The 22,816-nt window shown below is 48.9% G+C and carries 14 protein-coding genes; 6 read left to right on the forward strand and 8 right to left on the reverse strand.

Going from position 1 to position 22,816, the window contains the following annotated elements; translation table 11 throughout:
- Window positions 1-14 precede the first annotated feature (14 nt).
- From PCH02S_RS13280 to arfA, 6 genes are all read right to left on the reverse strand, one after another.
- A complete protein-coding gene (locus PCH02S_RS13280; protein ID WP_127453687.1) occupies window positions 15-986 on the reverse strand; it encodes an ABC transporter ATP-binding protein in 972 nt (323 codons plus the stop codon).
- Between the two features lie 32 nt (window positions 987-1,018).
- Window positions 1,019-1,810 carry an ABC transporter permease gene (locus tag PCH02S_RS13285; RefSeq protein WP_174806775.1) on the reverse strand — a complete coding sequence of 264 codons (792 nt, stop codon included), beginning with the start codon at window positions 1,808-1,810 and terminating at the stop codon, window positions 1,019-1,021.
- On the reverse strand, window positions 1,807-2,583 hold the full coding sequence (locus PCH02S_RS13290) for an ABC transporter permease (protein ID WP_127453689.1): 777 nt from the start codon (window positions 2,581-2,583) through the stop codon (window positions 1,807-1,809). The genes PCH02S_RS13285 and PCH02S_RS13290 overlap by 4 nt, the downstream gene beginning before the upstream one ends.
- Window positions 2,584-2,754: 171 nt before the next feature.
- A complete protein-coding gene (locus tag PCH02S_RS13295; RefSeq protein ID WP_127453691.1) occupies window positions 2,755-4,779 on the reverse strand; it encodes an LTA synthase family protein in 2,025 nt (674 codons plus the stop codon).
- A gap of 98 nt (window positions 4,780-4,877) precedes the next feature.
- Window positions 4,878-5,207 carry a c-type cytochrome gene (locus tag PCH02S_RS13300; protein WP_127453693.1) on the reverse strand — a complete coding sequence of 110 codons (330 nt, stop codon included), beginning with the start codon at window positions 5,205-5,207 and terminating at the stop codon, window positions 4,878-4,880.
- 261 nt (window positions 5,208-5,468) lie between these two features.
- Window positions 5,469-6,980, reverse strand: a complete 1,512-nt coding sequence (gene arfA / locus PCH02S_RS13305; protein ID WP_127453695.1) for an arabinosylfuranosidase ArfA — start codon at window positions 6,978-6,980, stop codon at window positions 5,469-5,471.
- Window positions 6,981-7,162: 182 nt separating this feature from the next.
- Between arfA and PCH02S_RS13310 the strand changes: the two genes are divergently transcribed.
- The 6 genes from PCH02S_RS13310 (at window position 7,163) to PCH02S_RS13335 (ending at window position 12,930) form a co-directional block, all read left to right on the forward strand.
- Complete coding sequence (locus PCH02S_RS13310; protein WP_127453697.1) at window positions 7,163-8,068, forward strand: ArsR/SmtB family transcription factor; 906 nt, start codon at window positions 7,163-7,165, stop codon at window positions 8,066-8,068.
- A gap of 280 nt (window positions 8,069-8,348) precedes the next feature.
- The gene (locus tag PCH02S_RS13315; protein WP_127453699.1) at window positions 8,349-9,548 is read left to right on the forward strand and encodes an MFS transporter; all 1,200 of its coding nucleotides are present in this window, start codon (window positions 8,349-8,351) and stop codon (window positions 9,546-9,548) included.
- Between the two features lie 36 nt (window positions 9,549-9,584).
- Window positions 9,585-10,265 (forward strand): TIGR00266 family protein, encoded by a 681-nt coding sequence (locus tag PCH02S_RS13320; protein WP_127453701.1) that lies wholly within the window; start codon window positions 9,585-9,587, stop codon window positions 10,263-10,265.
- Between the two features lie 167 nt (window positions 10,266-10,432).
- Window positions 10,433-11,182: an IclR family transcriptional regulator gene (locus PCH02S_RS13325; protein ID WP_127453703.1), complete on the forward strand. Its 750-nt coding sequence runs from the start codon at window positions 10,433-10,435 to the stop codon at window positions 11,180-11,182.
- 16 nt (window positions 11,183-11,198) lie between these two features.
- Window positions 11,199-11,972 carry an SDR family NAD(P)-dependent oxidoreductase gene (locus PCH02S_RS13330; protein ID WP_127453705.1) on the forward strand — a complete coding sequence of 258 codons (774 nt, stop codon included), beginning with the start codon at window positions 11,199-11,201 and terminating at the stop codon, window positions 11,970-11,972.
- A 58-nt stretch (window positions 11,973-12,030) separates the two neighbouring features.
- On the forward strand, window positions 12,031-12,930 hold the full coding sequence (locus PCH02S_RS13335; protein WP_127453707.1) for a fumarylacetoacetate hydrolase family protein: 900 nt from the start codon (window positions 12,031-12,033) through the stop codon (window positions 12,928-12,930).
- Between the two features lie 364 nt (window positions 12,931-13,294).
- On the opposite strand, the gene PCH02S_RS13340 is transcribed toward PCH02S_RS13335, so the two are convergent.
- Entirely contained in the window at window positions 13,295-18,190 is a 4,896-nt protein-coding gene (locus tag PCH02S_RS13340; protein WP_127453709.1) for a glycosyl hydrolase family 95 catalytic domain-containing protein, read from the reverse strand.
- Between the two features lie 103 nt (window positions 18,191-18,293).
- Complete coding sequence (locus tag PCH02S_RS13345; RefSeq protein ID WP_164819554.1) at window positions 18,294-22,730, reverse strand: NPCBM/NEW2 domain-containing protein; 4,437 nt, start codon at window positions 22,728-22,730, stop codon at window positions 18,294-18,296.
- Window positions 22,731-22,816: the final 86 nt, after the last annotated feature.

The following is a 22,816-nucleotide window of genomic DNA, read 5'->3' on the forward strand; positions in this document are numbered from 1 at the left end:
ATTCTCCCTCCTGCCTATTTGTATACCCCATGGATGACTTCTTCAAACTCAGGCTCTTCCATATGTACATCGTCCATATCGCCCCAAAGACTGACCAATCGCAGGACATCCATCGCTTTCAGCTCCTGGCGATTGCAGGCGATCGTCAGCACGTTCGCCTCCTGTTCCACTACACGGAACGGCAGTTCCCAGCTCTCCGGCACTTGGACATTCCCTCGATACGTGATCTTCATCATCGTCGGCAAGCCGATTCTGTCTCTTAGTGTATCCAGCGAGCCGTCATATCCGATCTGACCGTGATTAATCACGATCACTCTTTTACATAACTGCTCGATATCATCCATGTCATGCGTCGTCAGCAAAATCGTTTTCCCAAACTCCTGGTTTAACGTCTGCAAAAAGCTGCGTATGTTCTTTTTCGCTACAACATCCAGTCCAATCGTAGGCTCATCCAGGAACAAAATATCCGGGTCATGCAGCATGGATGCCGCCAGATCAGCACGCATCCTCTGACCGAGCGATAGCTTGCGAACAGGCATATCCATCAGTTCTTTAAGCTCCAGGAGTTCATTCAACTCGTCTAACCTGCGGCGTGAGGTGCTCTCCTCCACGCGATACATCGCTGTTAGAATTTCATATGAATCCTTAACCGGCAAATCCCACCATAGCTGGCTTCGCTGCCCGAACACGACGCCAAGCTTGCCTACGACGCGCCTTCGGTGTTTTTGCGGACTTAAGCCATGGATCAGCACTTCACCCGATGTGGGATGCAGGATGCCGGTCAGCATCTTGATGGTCGTTGATTTTCCTGCGCCATTAGGTCCAATATACCCGACGAACTCGCCGGATTCAATCTCAAAGCTGAGATCCCGTACCGCTTCCTTTTCTTTATAAGCCCGCGAGAACAAGGTGCGGATACCTGAGAATCTGCCTTCTTGGATAACCGGGGTTTGAAACGTTTTACGCAAATTCGTGACCGTGATCATGTTGATGCCTTCCCTCCTTGTTATTAACGATATTAACTACCTGTACTCTGATAGCGGGATAAGCCCAGCTTCCAAAATCGCATAGCCAGCCAGAGCGCAACGCAAGCGACGCCCACGGTTCCCAGCAGCATGCCGATGCCGCCTTCGTGTCTTAACAAATATAAGGTGGGTATGTAGTTTACGAAACCTACCGGCACAAGCACCAGTAGTGCGCCTTGCAGCCATTTCGGATATAACGCAAGCGGATAACGAGCCGCCGTTTGAGAGGCGTCTTCCGTCATATTTTGTAAGGACTCGATGCGTGTCAGCCAAAAGCCCGCAGCCGCCGTAGCCAGCCCGATCGCGAATAAAATAACCGCTCCGGTACAAATCATTAATGCCGTTAATGGTACGGCCGACCACTCGATTTGCCCTTTGGCCATCAGCACTCGCATTGAAATGACTAGGAGGACGATTCCCTGCCCGATTTCAGCGAAGAGTACCCGGGAGTTTTGGGTCATTAGCGCCAACAGCACCGGAACAGGGCGCGTCAATAACGCATCCAGGTCACCGGATACGAGATACTTTTCCAGATGATGCACATCCGAAGCCAGCGTACGGTAAATCGCTTTAGAGATCATCATGACACCATAGAGATAACAGACTTCATACAGCGTCCAGCCTTTGATATTGCCGAAGCGCATCATGACCAGCGCCACCATCAGAAACTCTGAAACTTGTATGCATGAGGCCATGGCCACCGAGAAAAGAAAGTTAAACTTATACTGCATCCGGCTTCGCAAACTCGCCTTGATCAACAGGAGATAGAGCTTAACTGACATCATCCTCCTTGCACCTCCAGCTTTCTTCGCACCGCGTGCGTAACAGCCAGACAGACACAAGTAAACCCGATGCCCCATAGAAGAGCTCCGAGCACAATCGTGCCTTGTTCAAATTGCATATAAATTCGAGTTGGATAATAGAGAAGGTACGGATAAGGTGTAAAACTGCTTATGGTGCGAAGCCAACCCGGCAGCCATTCGAGCGGTATGAAAAATCCGGAGAGCAGCATGCTGAAAGAGTAGTTCAACCAGTACAACCAGCGGGATTCCGTGGTCCATAAAGCGGCGATGCCAATCAAATAATTCATGCAAATGGAGATATAAGCTGCTGCAACCAGCGCAATCGCCGTCCAGCCGTAAACGGAAGCCTTTTGTGGAAGCTGTAAGGAGAAAACAAACATATAGAGGACGTAAATCGGGATAAATTTATACAGAAACTGATACCATACTTGGCCCCACTCCCTGCTCATGGCCTGATAGAACAAGTGAACAGGTCTCATGAGATCAACCGCAATCTGGCCTGTGCGCACCGACTGTTCGAGTCCCAGTCCGTTCGTCGTAAACTGCGTAATCCACAGGACCGCCTGGTTAAAAGCAATGTAGCCGACCATCCCTCTGGCTCCGTAGTCGCCGAGCGAGGAATCGCTCCCGAGCCCGGACCAGATACTTGCATAAATAAAGCCAAACACTGCACTGACGGCATTGTGGAGCAAATGCGAACCGCGATATTGCAAATTCCTTGCGTATGCCTTACGGGCTAAAACCGCGAAAAGCATCGTACACCTCCTATGTTTTTTCGTGCAAAAAAAACGATTTTCCACTGCAGCCGCAGCGTAGAGACGGAGTTTCATATTACCAAAATTCCCCACGGTATGGCAATCTTTTTTTTCATACAAAAAAAGCAACCCCAGAGTCATCACCTGACTTCGGGATTGCTTCTATATCTTTTACTGCGCACTCACAGGCTTAGCTTCCGGAGGACTGCCGCTGTCCCCTTCAGCCCGAAGTTTCGTATCAGGGTTATCAAACTCGGCATTGTAACTAGGCTGCGAGGCCTTCGTTAAATAATCGTGATCAAGGTATCCGGCCAAATATTGCTTACCGAAGAGAAGATCGTATTGGACGTTCCTGTAATCGTCAATAAGTGCTTTGGCCGAATCAGGCGCCTGCGCATGAAGCGTTTGGTCTGGTTCCACAACCAGGTTACTTAACAATCCAGGTACTTGGGCGGCTATTTCCGCGTTCAATGCGAAGTTAGCCGGTTTCTCCATGTGCAGCATATCGAGCACATGAGAACCTAAGAAGGAATCGCTAAGCAATGGGATATCCTGTTTGGGCATATCGAAATTCGACCAAGTCACCAACGGAATGCTATGCATTTTCTTCACTTCTTCCAGTGACCAATCATTGGCGTTGCTTGTTGAGATGAACCCGGCTTCTTTATACACTTGGTAGTCGAGGCCAAGCATCGGCAGATGGTCCCCGTAGAAGACGATCATCGTAGGTTCATCCGAATTTTGATAATGATCGATGAGCATTTGCAGACTTTGATCCGCATCATGCGCACCTTGGGTGTACGTTTCCAAAATCGATTTGGCTTGCGGCGTCAAATTGCCTTCCGCCTTGAATTGATTCTCACCGTACCGCGGATCATCGTAGGGTCCGTGGTTTTGCATCGTAACCGTGTAGATAAACATCGGATCTTCCGTTTTATCCACTTCATCGATAATGTTTCGAGACACCTCGGCATCCGAGATGAAGTAACCCTTCGTCTCCGGATTCACGAAATGCTCGCTGCTTTTGAAAGATTCAAAACCAAGCTGTTTATAAACGGAGTTACGATCCCAGAACCAGCCTTCGTAGGAGTGAATCCCCATGCTTTTATAACCCTGGCCGGCAAAATAGCTTGCTAAACTTGGCACAGGCTTACTAACATATTGCTGATACGGGATAGATCCCCCCGGCAGGAAGCTCATGGAATTACCAGTGAGCACTTCGAACTCTACGTTGCTTGTTCCCCCACCGAATTGAGGAGACAACAGGTAACCGGAAGTCGACTCTTTCTGCAAACGATGAATCGTAGGCAGCGGGTCTTCACTAAATTTGACATTCGTCAGCAACGTCGGGTCCCAGAATGCCTCGCTCATAATGAAAATGACGTTCGGCTTCTTCCCTTGCAGATTAACGGACGCCTTTTTCATTGCCGGCTGTGTTTGCGTGACTTGCTCAATATTCGCCGCTACGGCCCCAATAGCTTCATTGCTGTAGGTTTCCGGCTTTTGAACGATGGAGTTTTTGACGTTGAGTGTAAAAGCAAGAGCCGTACCATTATTTGCGTAATTTTCTTGCTGGTTCCAGACAATTTCATTCACACCGATATGGTCCAGGATTTTGCCTGCCAATGGTGTTTTGATCCCAAAAGCATATAAGGCATAGAGCGAGAACAACCCTAAACCGATTCTTGAGATAATAGAAATCGTGGCACGCGGAATAATCCATCTTAATGAAAGTACTACAAGAATTGAAGCAACGATGGCTCCGATTCTGATCAGCGCGGCTTTACCCGTCACGAGCGAAGCGATATCCATACTTTCTTTGTTGAGCAAAATATCCCACGGGAAGAACGGCTCCCCGATCATAGTCACCTTCATGTAAGAAATTAATGCCATTAGGCCGAGAAGTAAGGTTGAGATGGCTCCTGAGATCGCCAAAGATCCAACCAAAGCATAGATAAAAATAAGCAAACAAAAGGTGATTCCTGCGTTTAATAAAAAAAGTGATTGATTGTTGGTTATCCAATCCATCGTATTATGCAGTGAGCCGCGCTCGAGCAGCTCCATGCCGGCTACTGATAATACGGGTAATAAAATTAAAAAAAGTACTAACGAAATCGTCGCACCCAGTCGTTGTGGTCTCATCTTCTTATTCGGCTTCTTGCGAAGACGGCTCCGGGGCTTCAAATTCAAGTGCATCTTGCATCACTCTCCTCTTGCCCCCTATTGTAAACCCCAATTGTGAAGAAAATATGTAGATAACCTTAAAGGAACCTTAGGATACCCATTTATTCCCTTTACTTGAGACCTGCCAACCATGCAGCCAACACCTTCAATTCCTCTTCTTTGAGCGCGACCTGGAACGGCGGCATCCCGCCACCACCCTTTTGGATGCGCTTTATGATCTCATCTTCCGTCAAACGTTCACCAACTTTTTGAATATTGGGGCCTTCTCCGCCCTGTAATTGATTACCATGACAAGAGATACAAAAGTTCTGATAAACCTTATGCGGATCGGCTTGCGCGGGCGTTGTCTGTGCATCTTTGGGTTGTTGATTGCCATTTCCGCAGGCCGTCAGCCCCATAGAGATAATGATCATAGTCATCAGCAGCAGCTTTATTTTCATACAGGAAACTCCTTAAGGGAAGATTTCCCTCCATCATACCAGAGCATGGCCTGCAAAATAAAGAATTCACCAGTCTGAACGACTATAAGACTCCCTTTGGGCCGATTGGTCATAGTATGTGATGCCTGAGAAAGATTTATTTTGTTAAGATGATGCAAGGATAAAGCTGAAATAGAACAACATAAAGACATGGCAGAAGCACTTGCTCCTTCTTACCATGTCCCATTTCTGCAAAGTATTTGACCGGATTATAGACCGAACCTAAGCCAACTTCAAACGGATCACATTCCATGACGCTTTCCCAAGCGTAGCGTGAATTTGGCCGTTTGAGTCCACCGCTGCATTGCCGCCGTTATGCGGTTTCACGCGATCCTGAGCAGTTAGCGTATTCGCGGCTTTCAAATCGTCGCTCTCCAGCACGATATGCTGAGTCACTTGGCAAGCGCCGAAGCTGCGAAGATCCAACTCCAACGGCAGCGCCTCAGCCAAATGACGGTTAACCGCGAAAATCGTTACTTCCGACTTCTCTTCATTATGAACAGCAACGGCCTCCAAATAAGGCACATCGGTGTAATCCTTGGCATCATATTTAGGAGATTTAATGAGAGGCACGAGAACTGTTCCACGCCCGAATAAGCTTGCATGCATATAAGGATAATAAATCGTTTGCTTCCATGCGGCTCCGCCGTTCGCCGTCATAATTGGCGCAATAACGTTGACGAGTTGGGCTAAACAAGCCATTTTCACACGATCCGCACGCTTCAGCATGGAAATCAGCATACAACCCACGAGGAGCGCATCCTCATGATTATAAATGTCCTCGAGCTGCGGCGGTGCAATGGACCATGGTTCGATTTTGCGGTCTGCTTCATTAGAATGGTACCAGACATTCCACTCGTCAAAGGAAAGATTGATTTTCTTTTTGCCGCGTTTTTTGGCCTGAACATAGTCAGCTGTTGAAATAACCGTATTAATGAAACGATCCATGCCCATGGATTGCGCCAGGAAATTCGCTGAATCTTTATCGCGATTCCCGTAATATTGATGCAGCGAAATATAATCAACATGATTATAGGTATGCTCCAGCACAGTCGCTTCCCATTCCGGGAATGTCGCCATCGTTAAACTCGAACTGCCGCAGGCGACCAGCTCAATCGAAGGATCCACCCACTTCATGACTTTCGCTGTTTCGCAGGCTGTACGGCCGTATTCCTCAGCTGTTTTGGCTCCAGTTTGCCAAGGGCCGTCCATTTCATTGCCCAAGCACCAGGTTTTGATGTTATGAGGCGTCTGGTAGCCATGAGAGATCCGTAAATCGCTCCAGTATGTACCGCCTTGGATATTGGAATATTCAATAATATCTCTAGCCTCATTCGGTCCCCGAGTTCCCAGGTTCACCGCCATCATAGCTTCAGTGTTCGCTTTGCGGCACCAATCCATGAATTCGTTAAGCCCTACCAAGTTGGGCTCAATGGTGCGCCAAGCCAGATCCAATCTTCTCTTACGCTGCTCGATCGGCCCGATACCGTCCTCCCAATTGTAACCGGATACAAAGTTCCCCCCCGGGTAACGAACGATAGGGACATCCAATCCTTTGACCAATTCCAAAACGTCGGCACGAAATCCTTGCTCGTCAGCCTGCGGATGGCCAGGCTCATAAATGCCCCCATAGACAGCGCGTCCCAAATGCTCAATAAACGAACCGTAAATACGGGAATCCACTTCTCCGATTTTAAAATCTTTGTCCACAATCATGCTTGCTTTCATAGACATTGCCTTCACCTCGTCGTATAATTAATAAAAATATAAATCAATTAATACAAATATTATGACGTTGACTCTATTAAACAATAATCAATGCTTGATTTCAAGACTTTCTTTGCGAATGTTTTGGATTTATATTTATATGAATCAGACAACATTATGAATCGATAGGAATAAAGGAGATTTGTATCATGATACATGCATCAACAGACCGCAAATGGCTGCCGCTCTATGAAGCTTTGGCCAGCGACGTGCGGCTTCAGATATTGGATTTGCTGGCCGAACAAGAGATGAACGTGAAGGAGTTAGCTCAGACGCTCGGCTTAAGCAGCGCCATCGTGACCATGCACGTGAAGAAGCTGGAAGCCGGCGGCCTGATTCACACGGCGTTAGTGCGCAAGCAAGGCGGCACGCACAAAATGTGCACGCTTGCGGTTTCGCGTGTGGAGATCCAGCTGCCGCAGCAAAGCGAGCCCAAGCGCGTGTTCGATGAGGTGTCCATTCCCATCGGACATTACACGCGCTTTGACGTGCAGCCTACGTGCGGTCTCGCTACGGCCGATCATACGATCGGACAGTACGACGATCCGCGCTACTTTCTCGAACCTGAGCGCATGCATGCGAAGATTCTCTGGTTCGGGAGCGGCTTCGTCGAGTACCGCATCCCTAATTATTTGCTCCCCAGCCAGACGCTGGAAGAGATTGAGATTTCGCTGGAGCTTGGCTCGGAAGCGCCGGGCATCGCCGAGAATTGGCCGTCGGACATTCATTTCTATGTCAACGACACGCTGCTCGGCTATTGGACGAGCCCCGGCGATTCGGGGCAAGGCCGCGGGCATTACACACCCAGTTGGTGGCCGGACTCTATCAACCAATACGGTTGGTTGAAGGTGATTCGGATCACCGAACAGGGCACCTTCCTTGACGGGCAGCGGCTTTCCGACGTCACGATCAAGGACATCCGCATGTCGCGCAACGAGTGGACATTGCGAATTGAAGTGCCGGAGCATGCGGTGCATGTCGGCGGGCTTACGCTTTACGGTGAAGGCTTCGGCAACTACAACCGGGATATTATTTTCCGCACCTACCGGCGGTAAGGGCAGGTGTGCGCGAAAAGCCGCGGGCAGCTAATTCTGTCAGCCTCAAGGCATATATGGGGATCTCTGGCAATACAGTAAGGTAAATGACTGCGAGGGAGAGTTACCCTATTCGGGACCGTGATGTCCAGTTTAAATACATAACATCCCTATCTTGCAGCTATCCCTCATCAGGCGGTCCCATCCGCTCAGGGATAGCTTTTTTTATTTTCAACCGCGCTATAAATGGCATCGAAGTGAAGTATGCTATACTGGAAAAAAAAGAAAAGGAGCCTCTCTGATGCCTGCACCCTTACATTGGAAAAAGTCACTATGGATATTATGGGGGGCTAACTTTTCCATCATGTGCGGAATGAACCTTATTCTTCCGTTTCTGCCCTTATACGTTGGACAACTTGGGGTTCACGAGGTCGGCGATGTCGTGCGTTGGACAGGCTGGATCGTTGCCGCTCAATTCATCACCTCGTTTCTTACTCAGCCTCTCTGGGGAGCCATCGCAGATCGCCGCGGCCGCAAAATCATGCTGCTCCGGGCTGGGTTCGGCATGGCTGTTGTGACAGCCTTGATGGGCATCGTCACGGAGCCCTGGCAGCTGCTTGCGCTTCGGCTGCTGAACGGCTTCTTCTCCGGTTTCATCTCCATGGCGGTCTCCCTGCAAGCATCCGTGACACCCCCGGAGCATTCCGGGAAATCACTCGGCACGCTGCAAACTGGCTCCATCGCCGGATCACTTGTCGGCCCTTTGATCGGCGGGTTGCTAGCTGGTATGATCGGTTATAGCCACATCTTTTTTGTTACCGGCGGTCTCATGCTCTGCGCCAGCCTCATCGTGATGATTTTCGTCCATGAGGAGCGCAAAGCCCCCGCTCAGAAAAAAGTGCGCCAGCGTACAGAATGGCGCCTGTTTCGACCGCTGCTGCCGGTCTTTGCCGCTTCGCTGATTACGCAAATCGGGATGATGAGCATCGAGCCGATCGTGACGGTCTATGCCAAGACGATTTACTTCGGCAATCATTTGGAGCTGTTCGCAGGTTTAATCGTGGCGATTACGGGAATCGCCAACTTGTTTGGCGCGCCATCCTTAGGGAGGCTTGGCGACCGTATCGGCCAACGGAGACTACTCGTCATCGCCTTGTCGATGGCGGCACTCGCCTTCATTCCGCAGGCTTTCGCCACCAGCATGACAATGCTGCTAATCGGCAGGTTCCTGCTGGGGCTGTTCATCGGAGGCATGATTCCTTCCCTGAACGTGCTGGTTTTGAAGCTCGCCCCCACTCAAATTCAGGGAACGGCCTACGGCTTTAATACGTCTTCGCTGTTTCTCGGCAACCTGATCGGCCCCTTGCTTGGCAGTCATTTTGCGGCAGCGTATGGGTTTAAGTCGGTGTTCTATATCACCATGGGTATCCTGCTGCTCTGTGCGATGTTCGTTTACTTGAACCGCAGCCTGGAGACCTTGCGCCAGACGAATTCGGTGTAGCTTTTTCAAATTTTACTTATTGATGGAGGATGATTTATGAAACACGAGATTTTATATAAGGGCGCATTTCCAATGCTGCGCGTGGAACTTGAAGCTGGAGAAAACATTAAAGCTGAATCAGGAGCAATGGTTTCGATGTCGCCTAACATTGAGCTTAAAGGAACAGTCGATGGCGGTATTATGAAAGGTCTTGGCCGTATGCTGAGTGGCGAGAAATTCTTCTTCCAGGAGTTGACCCCCACTCGCGGTGGTGGCGAAGTGCTATTGGCGCCGTCCGTAATTGGCGACATTGAAGCTGTCGAGCTTGACGGATCGTACAAGCTGTACGTACAAAAGGACGGCTTTCTTGCTGGAACATCCGGGATTCAAGTGAATACGAAGATGCAAAATCTGATGAGCGGCTTCATGTCCGGCGAAGGATTTTTCATCGTTGAAATTAGCGGTAGAGGCACGGTTTTCCTCTCCTCCTACGGGGCTATTCATGCCATCAACCTTGCTCCCGGGCAAGAGGTTGTCATTGATAACGGGCATCTGGTCGCATGGCCGGATTATACGCAGTATACAATTGAGAAAGCTGCCAAAGGCTGGCTCTCCAGCATCACAAGCGGTGAAGGTGTCGTATGCCGGTTCCGCGGCGAAGGCGTTGTGCTAATTCAAACGCGGAATCCGCAGAGCTTCGGCGGATGGCTGAAGCAATTCATACCGGGCGCTAGGTAGCTTAGCGTTAAACCTCACAAGAGACTATCCCTACGTCATTTTTATGACTTCTAGGACAGTCTCTTTTCTTTTTAACCACTACTTTTTTGCACAAGCCTATGCTATGATAGTTTTAATTAGAAAACTTAGTTTTGTATAGTAAACCAAATGAGCTGGGAGGCCTACCATTGGACGATAAATACCGCGTTCCAGCCATTGAACGTGCTCACCTTATTCTCAAGGAAATCTCGCTGCAGCCCAGTCAGCTGAAACTCATTGATCTCTCGCGTTCGCTTGGCATCAACAAAAGCTCGATGTATTCGCTGCTTTTAACGTTGGAGAACTTGGGCTGGGTTGAGAAGGATACCGGTGAAACATACCGCCTTGGCCGCGAGCTCTCTCGCCTGGGCCATGCGGCTGTCCAGCATCGGGACTTGAACGAGTCCTTCCACAAGGAAGCCTCACTAATCAAGCTGAAACTGGGTGAATCGCTGCAATTAGCCCGACTAGACGGCAATGAAGTTCTGTATCTTGCAAAAGAGGAAGCGCTTACGCCAGTTCGGCTCGCCTCTGGACCCGGCATGCGCCTTCCAGCGCACGCCACTGCACTCGGCAAGGTCATGCTGGCGGATCTTGGCGATGAAGAACTTGATCGATTTTACCGCGCAGATCAAGAACCATTTCCACAGTTAACTGAGCATTCCATTGTCTCCTTAAAAGAATTGAAACAAGATCTGGAGCACATCCGCCAACAAGGTTTCGCCCTCGATTTAGAGGAAGCTGTTATCGGATTCAACTGCGCTGCTGCTCCAATCCGCAACTCGCATGGGAAGGTCATCGCCGCTGTCAGCTGCTCGATGATGCTGCCTCAGTGGCAGCAGAAGAAGCAGATCTGTATAGAAGAAGTTTGTAAGCTTGCTCATCAACTATCCGAATAGCAAAGGAGAATTGAACATGCGGTTACATAACAAAGTCATTCTCATCACAGGCGCAGCTTCAGGGATTGGCAAAAGTACGGCGCTCTTATTTGGGCGGGAAGGCGCCCAGGTTATCGTCAATGATCTCGATGAGGCCAAGGGAACCGAGACGGTGAATGAAATTATCGAGGCTGGCGGGGCAGCCCGCTTCATTCAGGCCGACGTTACGCATTCCGATTCCGTCAAGGCGATGGTTGAACAAATCATTCAGGCTTACGGCCGAATTGATGTGCTTTTCAACAACGCAGGCATTAGCGGCGTCGGCGCGCTTCATGAGCTGGAACCCGAAGCTTGGGACCGCATCATGAGCATTAATGTGAAGGGCGTTTTCCTCCCTTCGAAGCATGTACTCCCTTATATGATGGAGCGCAAGTCAGGCTCGATCATTAACATGTCTTCCTGCATTGCTGAAATCGGGCTTGCCCGCCGTGCTTCCTATGCAGCAACAAAAGGCGCCGTCCTTGCGCTAACCAAATCCATGCAAGTGGACTATGCCTCATACGGTATTCGGGTGAATGCTTTGCTGCCGGGAACGATCATGACTCCTTTCGTCGAAAATTACATTCGCACCTCTTACGACGATCCAGAAGCAGCTATCGCCTCTCTGAAAACAAGACAGCTCAGCAACGAATTGGGCCGTCCCGAAGATGTAGCGTCAGCCGCTTTGTTCCTTGCTTCTGACGATTCCAAGTTCATGATGGGCTCACCGTTATATATGGACGGCGGGGTCACTTTTGGCAAGAATGCTTAGCCTGCTCTTCTGTTTTTATAAACTCTTCATATAAATCATGACTTAGGAGGTTTTTTACATGAAACTGCTTACATTTAACCAAAACAATGCTTCCCGTCTAGGTATTCAAACCGATTCCGGTGTACTCGATGTCGTTCAAGCTGTCCAGCAGCTTTCACCGTCATTCGCAGTTCCAACCACGGTTATGGAAGCTATTCAAGGCGGGACAGCTGCTACCGAAGCGCTGCATCAGCTTGTTCACCTTGCTCTTGAAAGTGAAGAGCGCCAAACGCTGCTGCTTAATGAAGAGAATTTGAACTACGGTCCTTGCGTCACAGAACCTGGCAAAATTATTTGTGTCGGACTTAACTACCGTAAGCACGCAGAAGAAACGAATGCCCCTATCCCTCAGTATCCGATTCTTTTTAACAAATTTAATAATACGTTGACAGGACATGGCCATGAGATCGCCCTCCCTCGTGTCACCAAAGAAGTCGATTATGAGGCGGAGCTCGTTATCGTCATTGGCAAGCAGGCGAAATACGTCTCCAAAGAAGAAGCATTGGAGCATGTTTACGGGTACTGCTGTGTCAATGATCTCTCTGCACGCGACCTGCAAATGCGTACTGCGCAATGGCTGCTGGGGAAATCGTGTGACGATTTCAGCCCGCTTGGCCCTTATCTGGTCACGGCAGACGAAGTCGGCAATCCGAATGACCTGAAGATCAGCACCACGGTCAATGGCAAGGTGCGCCAAAACTCGAATACGGCGGACATGATTTTCCACTGTGACGAGATCGTCAGCTATATTTCCCAGCATATGACCCTGTACCCGGGAGACATCATTCTCACAGGAACACCGGAGGGTGTTGTGCTTGGCGATCCAGTTGATCAGCGCGTTTATTTAAAAGACGGCGACGTAGTCACTATTTCCATCGAGAAGCTGGGAAGTTTGACGAATCGCATGGTTAGCGAGTAGCTGTTACCGGGATCCCGTGCTCAAGGCGAGGATGCTGAGAGGGTTCTCCTCAGCTTAACTTAGCTTAAGGGAACCGGAGGCCACTATTTTAGGAAAACAAGCGTATTTTCTATCTTAGCGGAACTACAAGTTCTTATTTGTCCTCTGCGGCGATGTTTTCAGGTGAAATTGGCAAAATAGCGGAACGTAGTTCCCCATGCCTGTGGAAACTTCGAGTTCTCAAGGAAATAGAGGCTTATCGTTCCTTTAAATACATAAAAAGGTAGAGGACATATGCTCCTCTACCTTTTTATCATCTGCTGCAAGCTAGGAACGACACAGTGCCCAGGTCGGGCCAACTTAACGTTGAACCTGGCACCGCTAGCTATTGCAGGATCAATTTAGCAATCCCTACAATATCTACAATGTTAATCTTGCCGTCCTGATTGTAATCCGCGCTTTTCGCCATATTCCAGTCGCTGCTAGCCGTGGTCTTCCCGTAATGCACAGCTGCTTTGCCCAAGTCGCCAATATCGATGACGTTATCTCCATTGACATCTCCACGTGCATAAACGGTAATGAGTTGTCCGCTAAAAGCTTGCAACGCTTGGTTTAACGTAAGCGCTGCTTGATCCAACTGCTGCTGTGTAGCTGCAGGATCTGATTCGATGGCAGTGGCAGTCTGGATGGCTGTTAGCAGCACCGCTTTGGAACCGACCGCATATTGTCCGGCTTGGGTTCCTTCTACCGCATGATCATGGGCGGACTGCGCCATCTCAATGACCGTCTGCAGCGTTGTCTTGTCCGTTGTCACCGCCGACACTGAAACCGTTAGATTCGCCAGAGAAGCATCCACCTTCTGCCCCAGCGCGCCTTCAACAGCTACTTTCGTCAGTACCATATTCGTTGTCGTGGACGCTTGATTTGGCTTCGCTACCCAATTAAATTTGAATAAATCTCCGTTCGTCGTTACGACTCCCGTATCGCTTGGGCTCTTAGCGATGATCCGAACTTGACCCGGTACGTCGGTATGCGTTTGAACTTCCGTAAAGCCGGATACTAACGGATCTACTAATAAAAACTCGATGGCGTTGGCGTCAAAAGCTACCGTAATATCCGCCGCATAAACCGCCGAATATACACTGGCTGTTACATTGTTTAAACCGAAACGCGTCGAGAATGCAGAACCTGCTTGAACGATCGCCGGACCCGTAAGCGTAGCCTGCGGGACGTCTGTTGGCACCGATGACTGGCCGCTGATCACGACATAATTGGAGCCTTGTACGCCGCTGCCGTCCGTGGCGGTTGCGACCACTTTGACGGTCCCGTCTTTGGCAGCCTTCAGCAACCCATCAGACGTTATCACCGCTTTATCGGTCTCCGTAACCCCGTCGGCCTCCCGAACGCTCCATGTGACTTGACCGTTCGCTCCCGCCGGTAATACGGTGGCCTGCATTTGTAGCGTGCCCGCCTTGCTTGCAATTGCATTCACGCCACCAACGCCGCTCACAGAAATGGATGTGACCGTCGTCGGAACATTGCTCGAGTCCTTGACCACATTGATCTCCGCCGCAGAAGCGTAGCCGCCATGGCCTGACGTAGCCTTAAGCTTCACATACCGGCTGGAAACTGGAGCGAATTCTGCGATCTTCTCACTGCTGTCATCGCTCCACGTTCCACTTGCCGCAGGGGTAAAGGATGTTCCATCCACACTTGTAGAAATCTCATAAGCCGTAATGTTGCCGTTCGCGTTACCGTCTTGTCGAGGCAAGTATTTCAGCTTCGAAATGTCATATGTGCCTCCAAGATCAAGTGTGATCGAATGCGGCACTTGACCCGACGAATCCCATTCCGTATGCCAGAAAGTAGCCAGGTTTCCGTCGAGCGCCTTGCTTGCTTCATTTCCGCTGTGTTGGCTTGTTGAAACTGCCGTCATTTCGTTTTGTGGAATTTCGTTCTGATCATTTCCAGCAGCAACGATCCTCGACTGAATGTCTGCCCGGTCTATGGATACATAGGTATTGCTCGCGCTGCCACTCTTCTGTCCTGTCGAACGGATTCGAAGGACATGCCCTTGGTTCGTCAAATTTTTACTTTCAAAGAGCAATTGCTGATCCAATCTCGATGATGCATACGTGTCAACCATCGTTTCAGGACCATCATCAATTGAGATCGCAGCAATGCCCTGATTATTGTTTTTAGCACCGTATAACTGCACTTTGGAGCCGGTAAAATAGAGCTGCGCATAAGCGTCCGGCGTGTTTGTGTAGTGGTTGTCACCGCTGTACGCGCCCCACTCGGTTGCGGTGTAGCCCCAATCCGGGCTGTATACAAACTGGTCGGCGCCTGCAACAGTCGCATTATCATTCACGGTTCTGTCGAATGTGAACTGAAACTTCTGGTTGCTTCCCGTGCCGGCTGTACCCTGTACGAATTGTAAGCCGCCTGCCGTATTGCCTCCTGGAATCTCCATCACTTTACCGCTGAGTCGGTTCTTCAATTGATAGTAACCGTCACCGGTATTCACAATGGACCATTCGTCATTATAAATTGCATCATTCGTGTAGTTGACTTGAACGATCCCCGCTCCATCCTCTGTCGAGGCATTCTGGACGGCAAGTGCTTTCGAGCTAATTTTTGAAATGATTTTGTAATATCCAGGCGACGTCTTTACAAACTGCCATTGTTGATTCGGCCCCATTCCTGCGGACCATTGAATGATCTTAGTGCCGTCCGCGCCTGAACCGTTGTTTACATCCATCCGTAACTGGCTGTGTTGAACCGTGATGTTAAACGTTTTCTGATCAAACGGATCGACCGATTGCCCTTCTTCCGAAGGAATCGCGCTAATGGTGTACACATCTCCAACTTGCGTGTCAAAAGAGATCTGATTGCTGCTATCCATCGTATAAGCAACGTTCTGACCTGCTTGATTGGTCACAATAGCCCCGGCAATGTTGGGATAAGAAAGCTTGGCTCTTGTTCCGGCCTGCGATTTGACCTGGATGCTCGTCGCCCGGGATTTCGTCCAGGACACGCCAACTTCAAATCCGCCTCGTGCCATGATTCCTGAGAAATTTCCACTAGTCCACGTAGAAGGTAAAGCCGGTAAAATATCAATGATGTTATCCACATGACTTTGCACGAACAATTCAGGATAATAAGCGCCTCTTACTTGCCATTCATTCACAAATTCACTTGTCGGGTAAATATCTGCAACGGAAAGAGCTTTGTCCCCCTCATATAAACGAGCCCACATAAACGCACTATCCGGATGGTATCCACCCGATCCTCGCATGTTCAGCGACACCTTAACGGCATTAAATAATTCAGGCGTATACTTTTTCGTGATCTGATCGAGGAAACCAACGCCAATTAAATGAGAGGCATGACGGTGGCTCGGATCTACGATCGAGTAGTCATTATTCCATTCCTTAATCTCTCCATTGCTTCCCATTTGATAAGGAAGAAGCTTCGGTAATGCCGTTCGGATACGATTAAGCAAATCAACATCCGCAGGAGAGTTTGCATCCAGCACATTCCCCGCTTCAAGCATATTTTCAAACAACTCTCGAATGACGGTCATATCGATGGTCGAACCTTGACTGACGGCAATGGGCGTACCATCTGACAATACATATTTCGTCTCAGGAGAACTAGAAGGCGATGCAACCAGATAACCATCCTTGTTTGTAACCAGTAAATCCAAAGCAAACTCTGCGGAACCCTTCATCAGAGGGAACGCGGTGCCCTGAAGATACGATTTGTCCTGTGTGAACCGATAATGCTCATACACATTATTCATGAGCCACATGCCGCCCGTAAGCCAGATTGCCCATTCATTGTCACCTGCGCTAAGTTCCGTTTTTGCCCACAAATCGGATGCTTGAGGCACCACCCATCCATCAAAGCCGAAATCGGTTTGCGCGGTTTTCGCCCCGTTGATAGCTAAATTTTTGAGATACTTCCAGAGAGGGTCACCATTCTCTTTCAGATTCCCTGATTCGATTAACGTGTACGTCTTTTCTACATTTTCATTAAACCAATGTGCCCCATAGGAGTTCGTGTACCACTGGTTCATCCACATGCCATTCTGATTCAGAGGACGGTCGAATGTATTGGCCCTGGAACCAGCAATCGAGACGTATCGGGCGTACTGGTAGGTAAGCGTAAACGGTTTGGAATTGCCGTTAACTTCCGTCCATACCCTGCGAAACAAACTTCGATGATCGGTCTGATGTGCGTCCAGGAGCTGCGTATAGGTTTTGGCAGAAGCAGCGTCCATAAGCCCTGATACGATCGGAGTCGGATTATTGCCGCCTTGGCTCGGATTCGGATTCGTAAAAGGATCCTTGTAACTTGTCGCGTCTGCATAGAGCAATTCGATGACTGTAGCGTTAGAAATGTTCAAATTACCTCCAGATGCGGTTACGGTTCCTCCTGTCGTTCTGGCGCGAAGACGAGCGTCAAATGTCATACCTCTCCCGTCTGCCCACTGACTAGCATAGTCATCGTACGGAGCCGTTCCTGTCATCTGGATTTCATTCCCGGATGAAGATACTGTCCCATGCGTGTTCATTTCTGCCGGAAGTGTCATCTTGGCCGTCATACTCATCGGCTTTCCGCTATCATTGGTCATGCGTACAACCATAACGCGATCCGGGTTACTCGCGAATACTTCACGCGTATACGTTGTGTTTCCGACTTTATACTTCGTTGTAACCATCGACTTATCCAGATGAAGCTCTCGATTATAGTCCGTATATCCCTCCGTATTCGGGACATCCAGGACGATATTGCCAATCGGCAGAAATTCGGCCAATTTCTCTGATCCCCACATCCCCGTTGCTGCCGTCTCAGCCGCCTTCAATTTATCCTCGCGAGAAGATACGGTCGTTGCTGCATCAGCTTCCGCTAGCAAACTTCTCGTCGTTTCCAGCGCTGTTTTACGATTCGGATCAGAATGATCGAAAGGTTCCCCGGAATTAAACGTTTTGTCATTAAGTTGAAGAATTTCGGTCGCTACACCACCTGAAACTTTGGCGCCAAAGTATCCATTCCCAACGGGCGCTCCGTTAAAATCCGTCCCGCTGGCCGGCGTGGTCCAATCGAATTTCAAATCGTCCCAATTGCCCGTCTTCAGAACAGGCATTTCCGTGTTTGCTGATTCAGCAGCGGAAGCCTCCGCCACAGAAGGAACTCCTGATGCCAATAGCAACGTGGACAGCAATGACAACGAGGTTGCGATGGCCGTCATTTTCCTTACCTTTTGAATGATCATACAAATTCACTGCCCCTTTTAATTTCTAGAAAAAAGAAGGAGATTTCTTGAAATAAAAATCTCCTTCCAAGGAAGATGTTGCGTTTTTAATTCATCAAGCTGATTATTGCAGTATTAATTTAGCAATCCCCACGATATCCACAATGTTGATCTTGCCATCCTTGTTGATATCCGCGCTTTTCGCCACATTCCAATCGCTGCTATCTGATGTCTTCCCGTAATGCACAGCTGCTTTGCCCAAGTCGCCAATATCGATGACGTTATCTCCATTGACATCTCCACGTTCATAATCCGTAACGATCTTCCCGTAAAAAGCTTGCAACGCATGGTTTAACGTAATAGCTGCTTGTTCCAATTGCTGCTGTGTAGCCGTAACATCCGATTGAATGGCAGTGGCAGCCTGGATGGCTGTTAATAGCACCGCTTTGGAACCAGCCGTATATTGTCCGACTTGCGTCCCTTCTACGGCGCGATCATAAATGGATTGCGCCAAGCCGATGACCGTCTGCAGCGTTATCTTGTCTGACGCTGCCGTAACCGATACCGTCAGACTAGCTGGAGTAGCATCCACTTTTTGCGCTAGCCCGTTAGAAACAGCTACTTTGGTCAGTACCAAATTCGTTGTCGTAGACGAGTGATTCGGCTTCGCAATCCAATTAAATTTGAATAAATCGCCGTTTGTCGTTACCACTCCCGTAGTCCCTTGGCTCGCAGCGAGTATTCGAAGTTGGCCGGGTACATCGGTTTTGGTTTCAACGTTAGTAAATCCAGAAATTAATGGATCTACAGATACAAAATCAATGGTGTCAGCATCAAACGATACGGTAATATCCGCTGCATAAACCGCCGAATACACACTGTCTGTTACATTGGTTAATCCGAACTGCGTCGAGAATGCAGCGCCTGCCTGAACGACTCCAGGTCCCGTGAGCGTAGCTTGCGGTACATCGGTCGGCACAGGTAGCTGACCACTGATCACGACATAGCTGGTGCCTCGAATGCCGCTGCCGTCCGTTGCTGTCGCAATGACTTTCACGATCCCGTTTTTTTGCGCAGTTAACAAGCCGCTGGACGTAATCACTGCCTTATCTGTTACTGTTACCCCATCTGATTCAAAAACCGCCCATGCCACAGACTTGTTCGTCGCATTGGCTGGGAGAACCGAAGCTTGGAATTGTAAACTTCCTTCCTTCTCGGTAATTGTCGTCGCCGAACTTGTGACAGCAATCGATTGAACATTCACCTGCTGTGCTTCCGTAACCGTTACGTTCGCTACAGCCGGTATGACTGTGCCATCTACAACACCGTTTACGACAAAACTACCAGCTATTGCATACTTGGACGAATCTACCTGATCCCACTGAACCGACTTCTCAGCCGTTGTCCCATTGTTATACACAGCTGTGACACTCGCAGGCAGAACCGGCGGAACATTCTTAGCTGTAACCACATTTACTGGCGTAACTCCAGTAATCACCGGTGTCGCTTCAACAGCAGCTTTAGTCAGCTTCGCATCCGCCCAATCACCGTGATCCTCGCTGTTGCCATTGCCGGAATCCGTAACTTCCAAGATTAGCTGTTTATAGCCTTTCACATTTACCTTCACATATTGGGCATTACCCGACTCTCTCAACACACTTCCGGAGTAAAGCGATTCGATCGTGTCATCGTTCTTCACTCCTGACACTTTGAACTGTACCGAGCCGTTATAACTTCCGCCATTCACTTCCTTATCTACACCGATAAAGGAGGAAAACGTGTCATAATCTGCTCCAGTAAGATCATACTTGATCGTTGAATTAGCGTGAGTCCCAAGCCCTTTGACAAAGACGAGATCCTGATCCCCATTATTCAATACGATCGCATTGCCGCCAATGCTCTTGTCTTTCTGAACCGTTAACCAGCCGGAATTCGCGCTTGCCCAGTTCAAATCGCTTAAATAGTCAACTTCAGGCAATTGTTCCTTCTGTTCGGATTTGCCTGCCGCAACGCTAAACGACGCATTGGCCCAGCTTGCATGATCTTCGCTATTATCGTTATCACTCTTCGAAACAACAAGTTCCACGGTACTAGCGCCAGTTACATTGACATCTACCGGTTTGGCCACATCAGTAACCTTCATGACACCGCTCGCAAATTTCTCTACGCCGTCTACAAGCACCTTAAACTCCACATCAGCGTAAGACGGTGATTTGGCCATTTCCTGATCGACTCCGACGAGGGCAGAGAATGAATCATAGTTTTTATCCGATATGTCAAAAATAATTCTTGAATCCGCATGTACGCCAAAGCCCTTCTCGTATGTGACAGCTCCGTTACTGCCCATTAAACGAATCGCATTGCCGTCCAGGCTTTTGTCCTTCTTAACGGTTAACCAGCCTGAGGATGCACTTAACCATTCCAAGTCGCTCGCATAACGATCCACCAACTCAAAGTTGAGCGTGTAGACTTCCTGCTTCGCTCCGCCGTCAGCTGTAGCGGTGATGGTCGTTGCGCCTGGCAAGCTGTCGGCTGGATCGATGACCACCTGCACATCTTCAGAGCTTTTGTCCACTGTAACGGTTGGGACCGCCAGATTCCCTTCTCTCAAAACAGGCAGCGTTGTCGTACGATTCTCAGCATTAAGTCCTTTGACAGGCACTCCGTTCACTTTCACATTTTTGATCAGCGAAGGCATGCTTTCCACTTTCCATAATTGGCTATCGCTTCCGGTAAAGGTGTTTTGAACAACCGGATTTCCTTCTGCATCCGATCCATTGCTGTTTTCCAATGCCAACTGGCTGTTTATGTTCGTAATTTTGAAATAACCATTACCCACATTAGAGATGGCCCACTGCTGGTTTATGGCAGCAGGATCTGCAGCAGTTTCAGAATCTGTCCATTGGATAACTTCTTTCCCAGGCGATTTACTGGCAGCTGGAACATCCATAACTTGTCTACTTCGTTTATTGGCAATTTTATATTTGCCCAGGCCTAAATCGTCGATAACCCATTGCTGATCCAGCTCACCTGATTGCGTTCGCCCGGCAACAGCCGCTCCATTGGCCGTCGAATTCCCAACGCCCAGCACTTTGCCGGTCGCTTTATTAACGATGCGATAAAGCGTGTTGACATCAAAGGAATCGATCCCCGTCCGAGTTGGAATGTTATTCGTGTAGGAGCCTACTTCCAGCTCACCCGCAGCAGCAAAGCCTCCTACAGCTCCACTCACTTCCATTTTAAAATAGCGTGCTGTTTGCGATGGGAACGTCACACGTTTCATGGTCTTGTCCCCATCCCATGTGCCGTTTGTAACCGGAGTGAAGTTCGTTCCGTCCTCGCTCGCGTATAACTGATAGGATGTGATCATCCCTTGTGATAAATTTTGCGAAGGCAAATAATTCAACATGTTAATGTTGTTGTACGTATAGCCCAAATCTAATGTGATGGATTGAGGCAGAGATGTGTTCGTTTGCCAAACCGTCTCCACGTAAGAGCCAACATAATCCATATAGCCGTCAATCGCATTGTTTGCAGTCCCGCTAGTAGACGTTGCCGAATTTGCTGTAATCGGATGCTCCATCACTATTGGCTGCTCAGGCAGTGGAGGACGAGATTCATTCGGCGACCATGCTTGACCAATCTCCCCCAATCGATTGACTACGTTATTATCCAGTTCCCCATCCGGATTCGGTGAAACGTTAAGCAGAAAGTTGGTATAACGTGGTTCCAAATAACCAAGATGATCCTGCACAATATTTTGCACGCTTGCCGGCTCTGTATTCGTCATCCAATTGTGCCAGAACCATTGATTGGACACGAGCGGCATGCCCTGGTTAGCGGCATACGCATTGTTGGCAGGTGCCCAAACGCCCTTAGGTTCTTCGAAATAAATGATGTCCTCATCCCATGGCTGCGTTTGTCCATTATGATCCACAATAAGAATATTGGGTTGTAAACGCTTTATTAATTCGCGAATTTCTTGGTAGGGAACTTCATTATGCCCCATCTCCCAGGCCCAACCGTCGATAATCAGAACCGGAATTTCTCCGTAATTCGTTAGCAACTCGGTAAGCTGCCCTTTAATAAAGTCGATATCCGCTCTGCTGACGGAACCTTTCTGAATGCCTTGCTGACGATCCCAGATGGAGAAGTACAGCCCAGGCAAAATACCTTGAGCCCGCATGGAATCGACATATTGCCTGACGATATCTTTCTTGTAGGAGCTGTTCATCACGTTGTAATTGCCATATTTGGTTGGCCATAGGGCAAATCCGTCATGGTGTTTGGTCGTTAGAACGGTATATTTGATGCCTGCGGATTTGGCGGCTGCCGCCCATTGATCTGTATTCACTTGCTTAGGATTAAAAGAAAGCGGATCTTGTCCTGGTGTCACCCATTCCTGATCGTGATAGGTTCCCATATTATAGTGAATAAACATGCCAAACCTGAGATCCACGTAATTTTTCTGATTAGTGTAGCTATCATTCACAACGGGGTTTGCTGTGTTTTGATTATTGGTAGTAGCAAAAACAGGTGTAATCGAGGCAAAAAGTAGCATAAATATGAGTCCTAGACATATTGAAGTCTTCCTGTACAACTGAATCCCCTCCTTTTGAAAAGTAAGCCTGCTGAAAGCAGGCTTAC

Source organism: Paenibacillus chondroitinus NBRC 15376 (assembly GCF_004000765.1).
GTDB lineage: Bacteria > Bacillota > Bacilli > Paenibacillales > NBRC-103111 > Paenibacillus_E > Paenibacillus_E chondroitinus.

Excerpts from the sequence above, each read along its gene's own strand:
- PCH02S_RS13280 (WP_127453687.1), bottom strand. The coding sequence starts at position 986 with ATGATCACGGTCACGAATTTGCGTAAAACGTTTCAAACCCCGGTTATC.
- PCH02S_RS13285 (WP_174806775.1), bottom strand. The coding sequence starts at position 1,810 with ATGATGTCAGTTAAGCTCTATCTCCTGTTGATCAAGGCGAGTTTGCGA.
- PCH02S_RS13290 (WP_127453689.1), bottom strand. The coding sequence starts at position 2,583 with ATGCTTTTCGCGGTTTTAGCCCGTAAGGCATACGCAAGGAATTTGCAA.
- PCH02S_RS13295 (WP_127453691.1), bottom strand. The coding sequence starts at position 4,779 with ATGCACTTGAATTTGAAGCCCCGGAGCCGTCTTCGCAAGAAGCCGAAT.
- PCH02S_RS13300 (WP_127453693.1), bottom strand. The coding sequence starts at position 5,207 with ATGAAAATAAAGCTGCTGCTGATGACTATGATCATTATCTCTATGGGG.
- arfA (WP_127453695.1), bottom strand. The coding sequence starts at position 6,980 with ATGTCTATGAAAGCAAGCATGATTGTGGACAAAGATTTTAAAATCGGA.
- PCH02S_RS13310 (WP_127453697.1), top strand. The coding sequence starts at position 7,163 with ATGATACATGCATCAACAGACCGCAAATGGCTGCCGCTCTATGAAGCT.
- PCH02S_RS13315 (WP_127453699.1), top strand. The coding sequence starts at position 8,349 with ATGCCTGCACCCTTACATTGGAAAAAGTCACTATGGATATTATGGGGG.
- PCH02S_RS13320 (WP_127453701.1), top strand. The coding sequence starts at position 9,585 with ATGAAACACGAGATTTTATATAAGGGCGCATTTCCAATGCTGCGCGTG.
- PCH02S_RS13330 (WP_127453705.1), top strand. The coding sequence starts at position 11,199 with ATGCGGTTACATAACAAAGTCATTCTCATCACAGGCGCAGCTTCAGGG.
- PCH02S_RS13335 (WP_127453707.1), top strand. The coding sequence starts at position 12,031 with ATGAAACTGCTTACATTTAACCAAAACAATGCTTCCCGTCTAGGTATT.
- PCH02S_RS13340 (WP_127453709.1), bottom strand. The coding sequence starts at position 18,190 with ATGATCATTCAAAAGGTAAGGAAAATGACGGCCATCGCAACCTCGTTG.
- PCH02S_RS13345 (WP_164819554.1), bottom strand. The coding sequence starts at position 22,730 with ATGCTACTTTTTGCCTCGATTACACCTGTTTTTGCTACTACCAATAAT.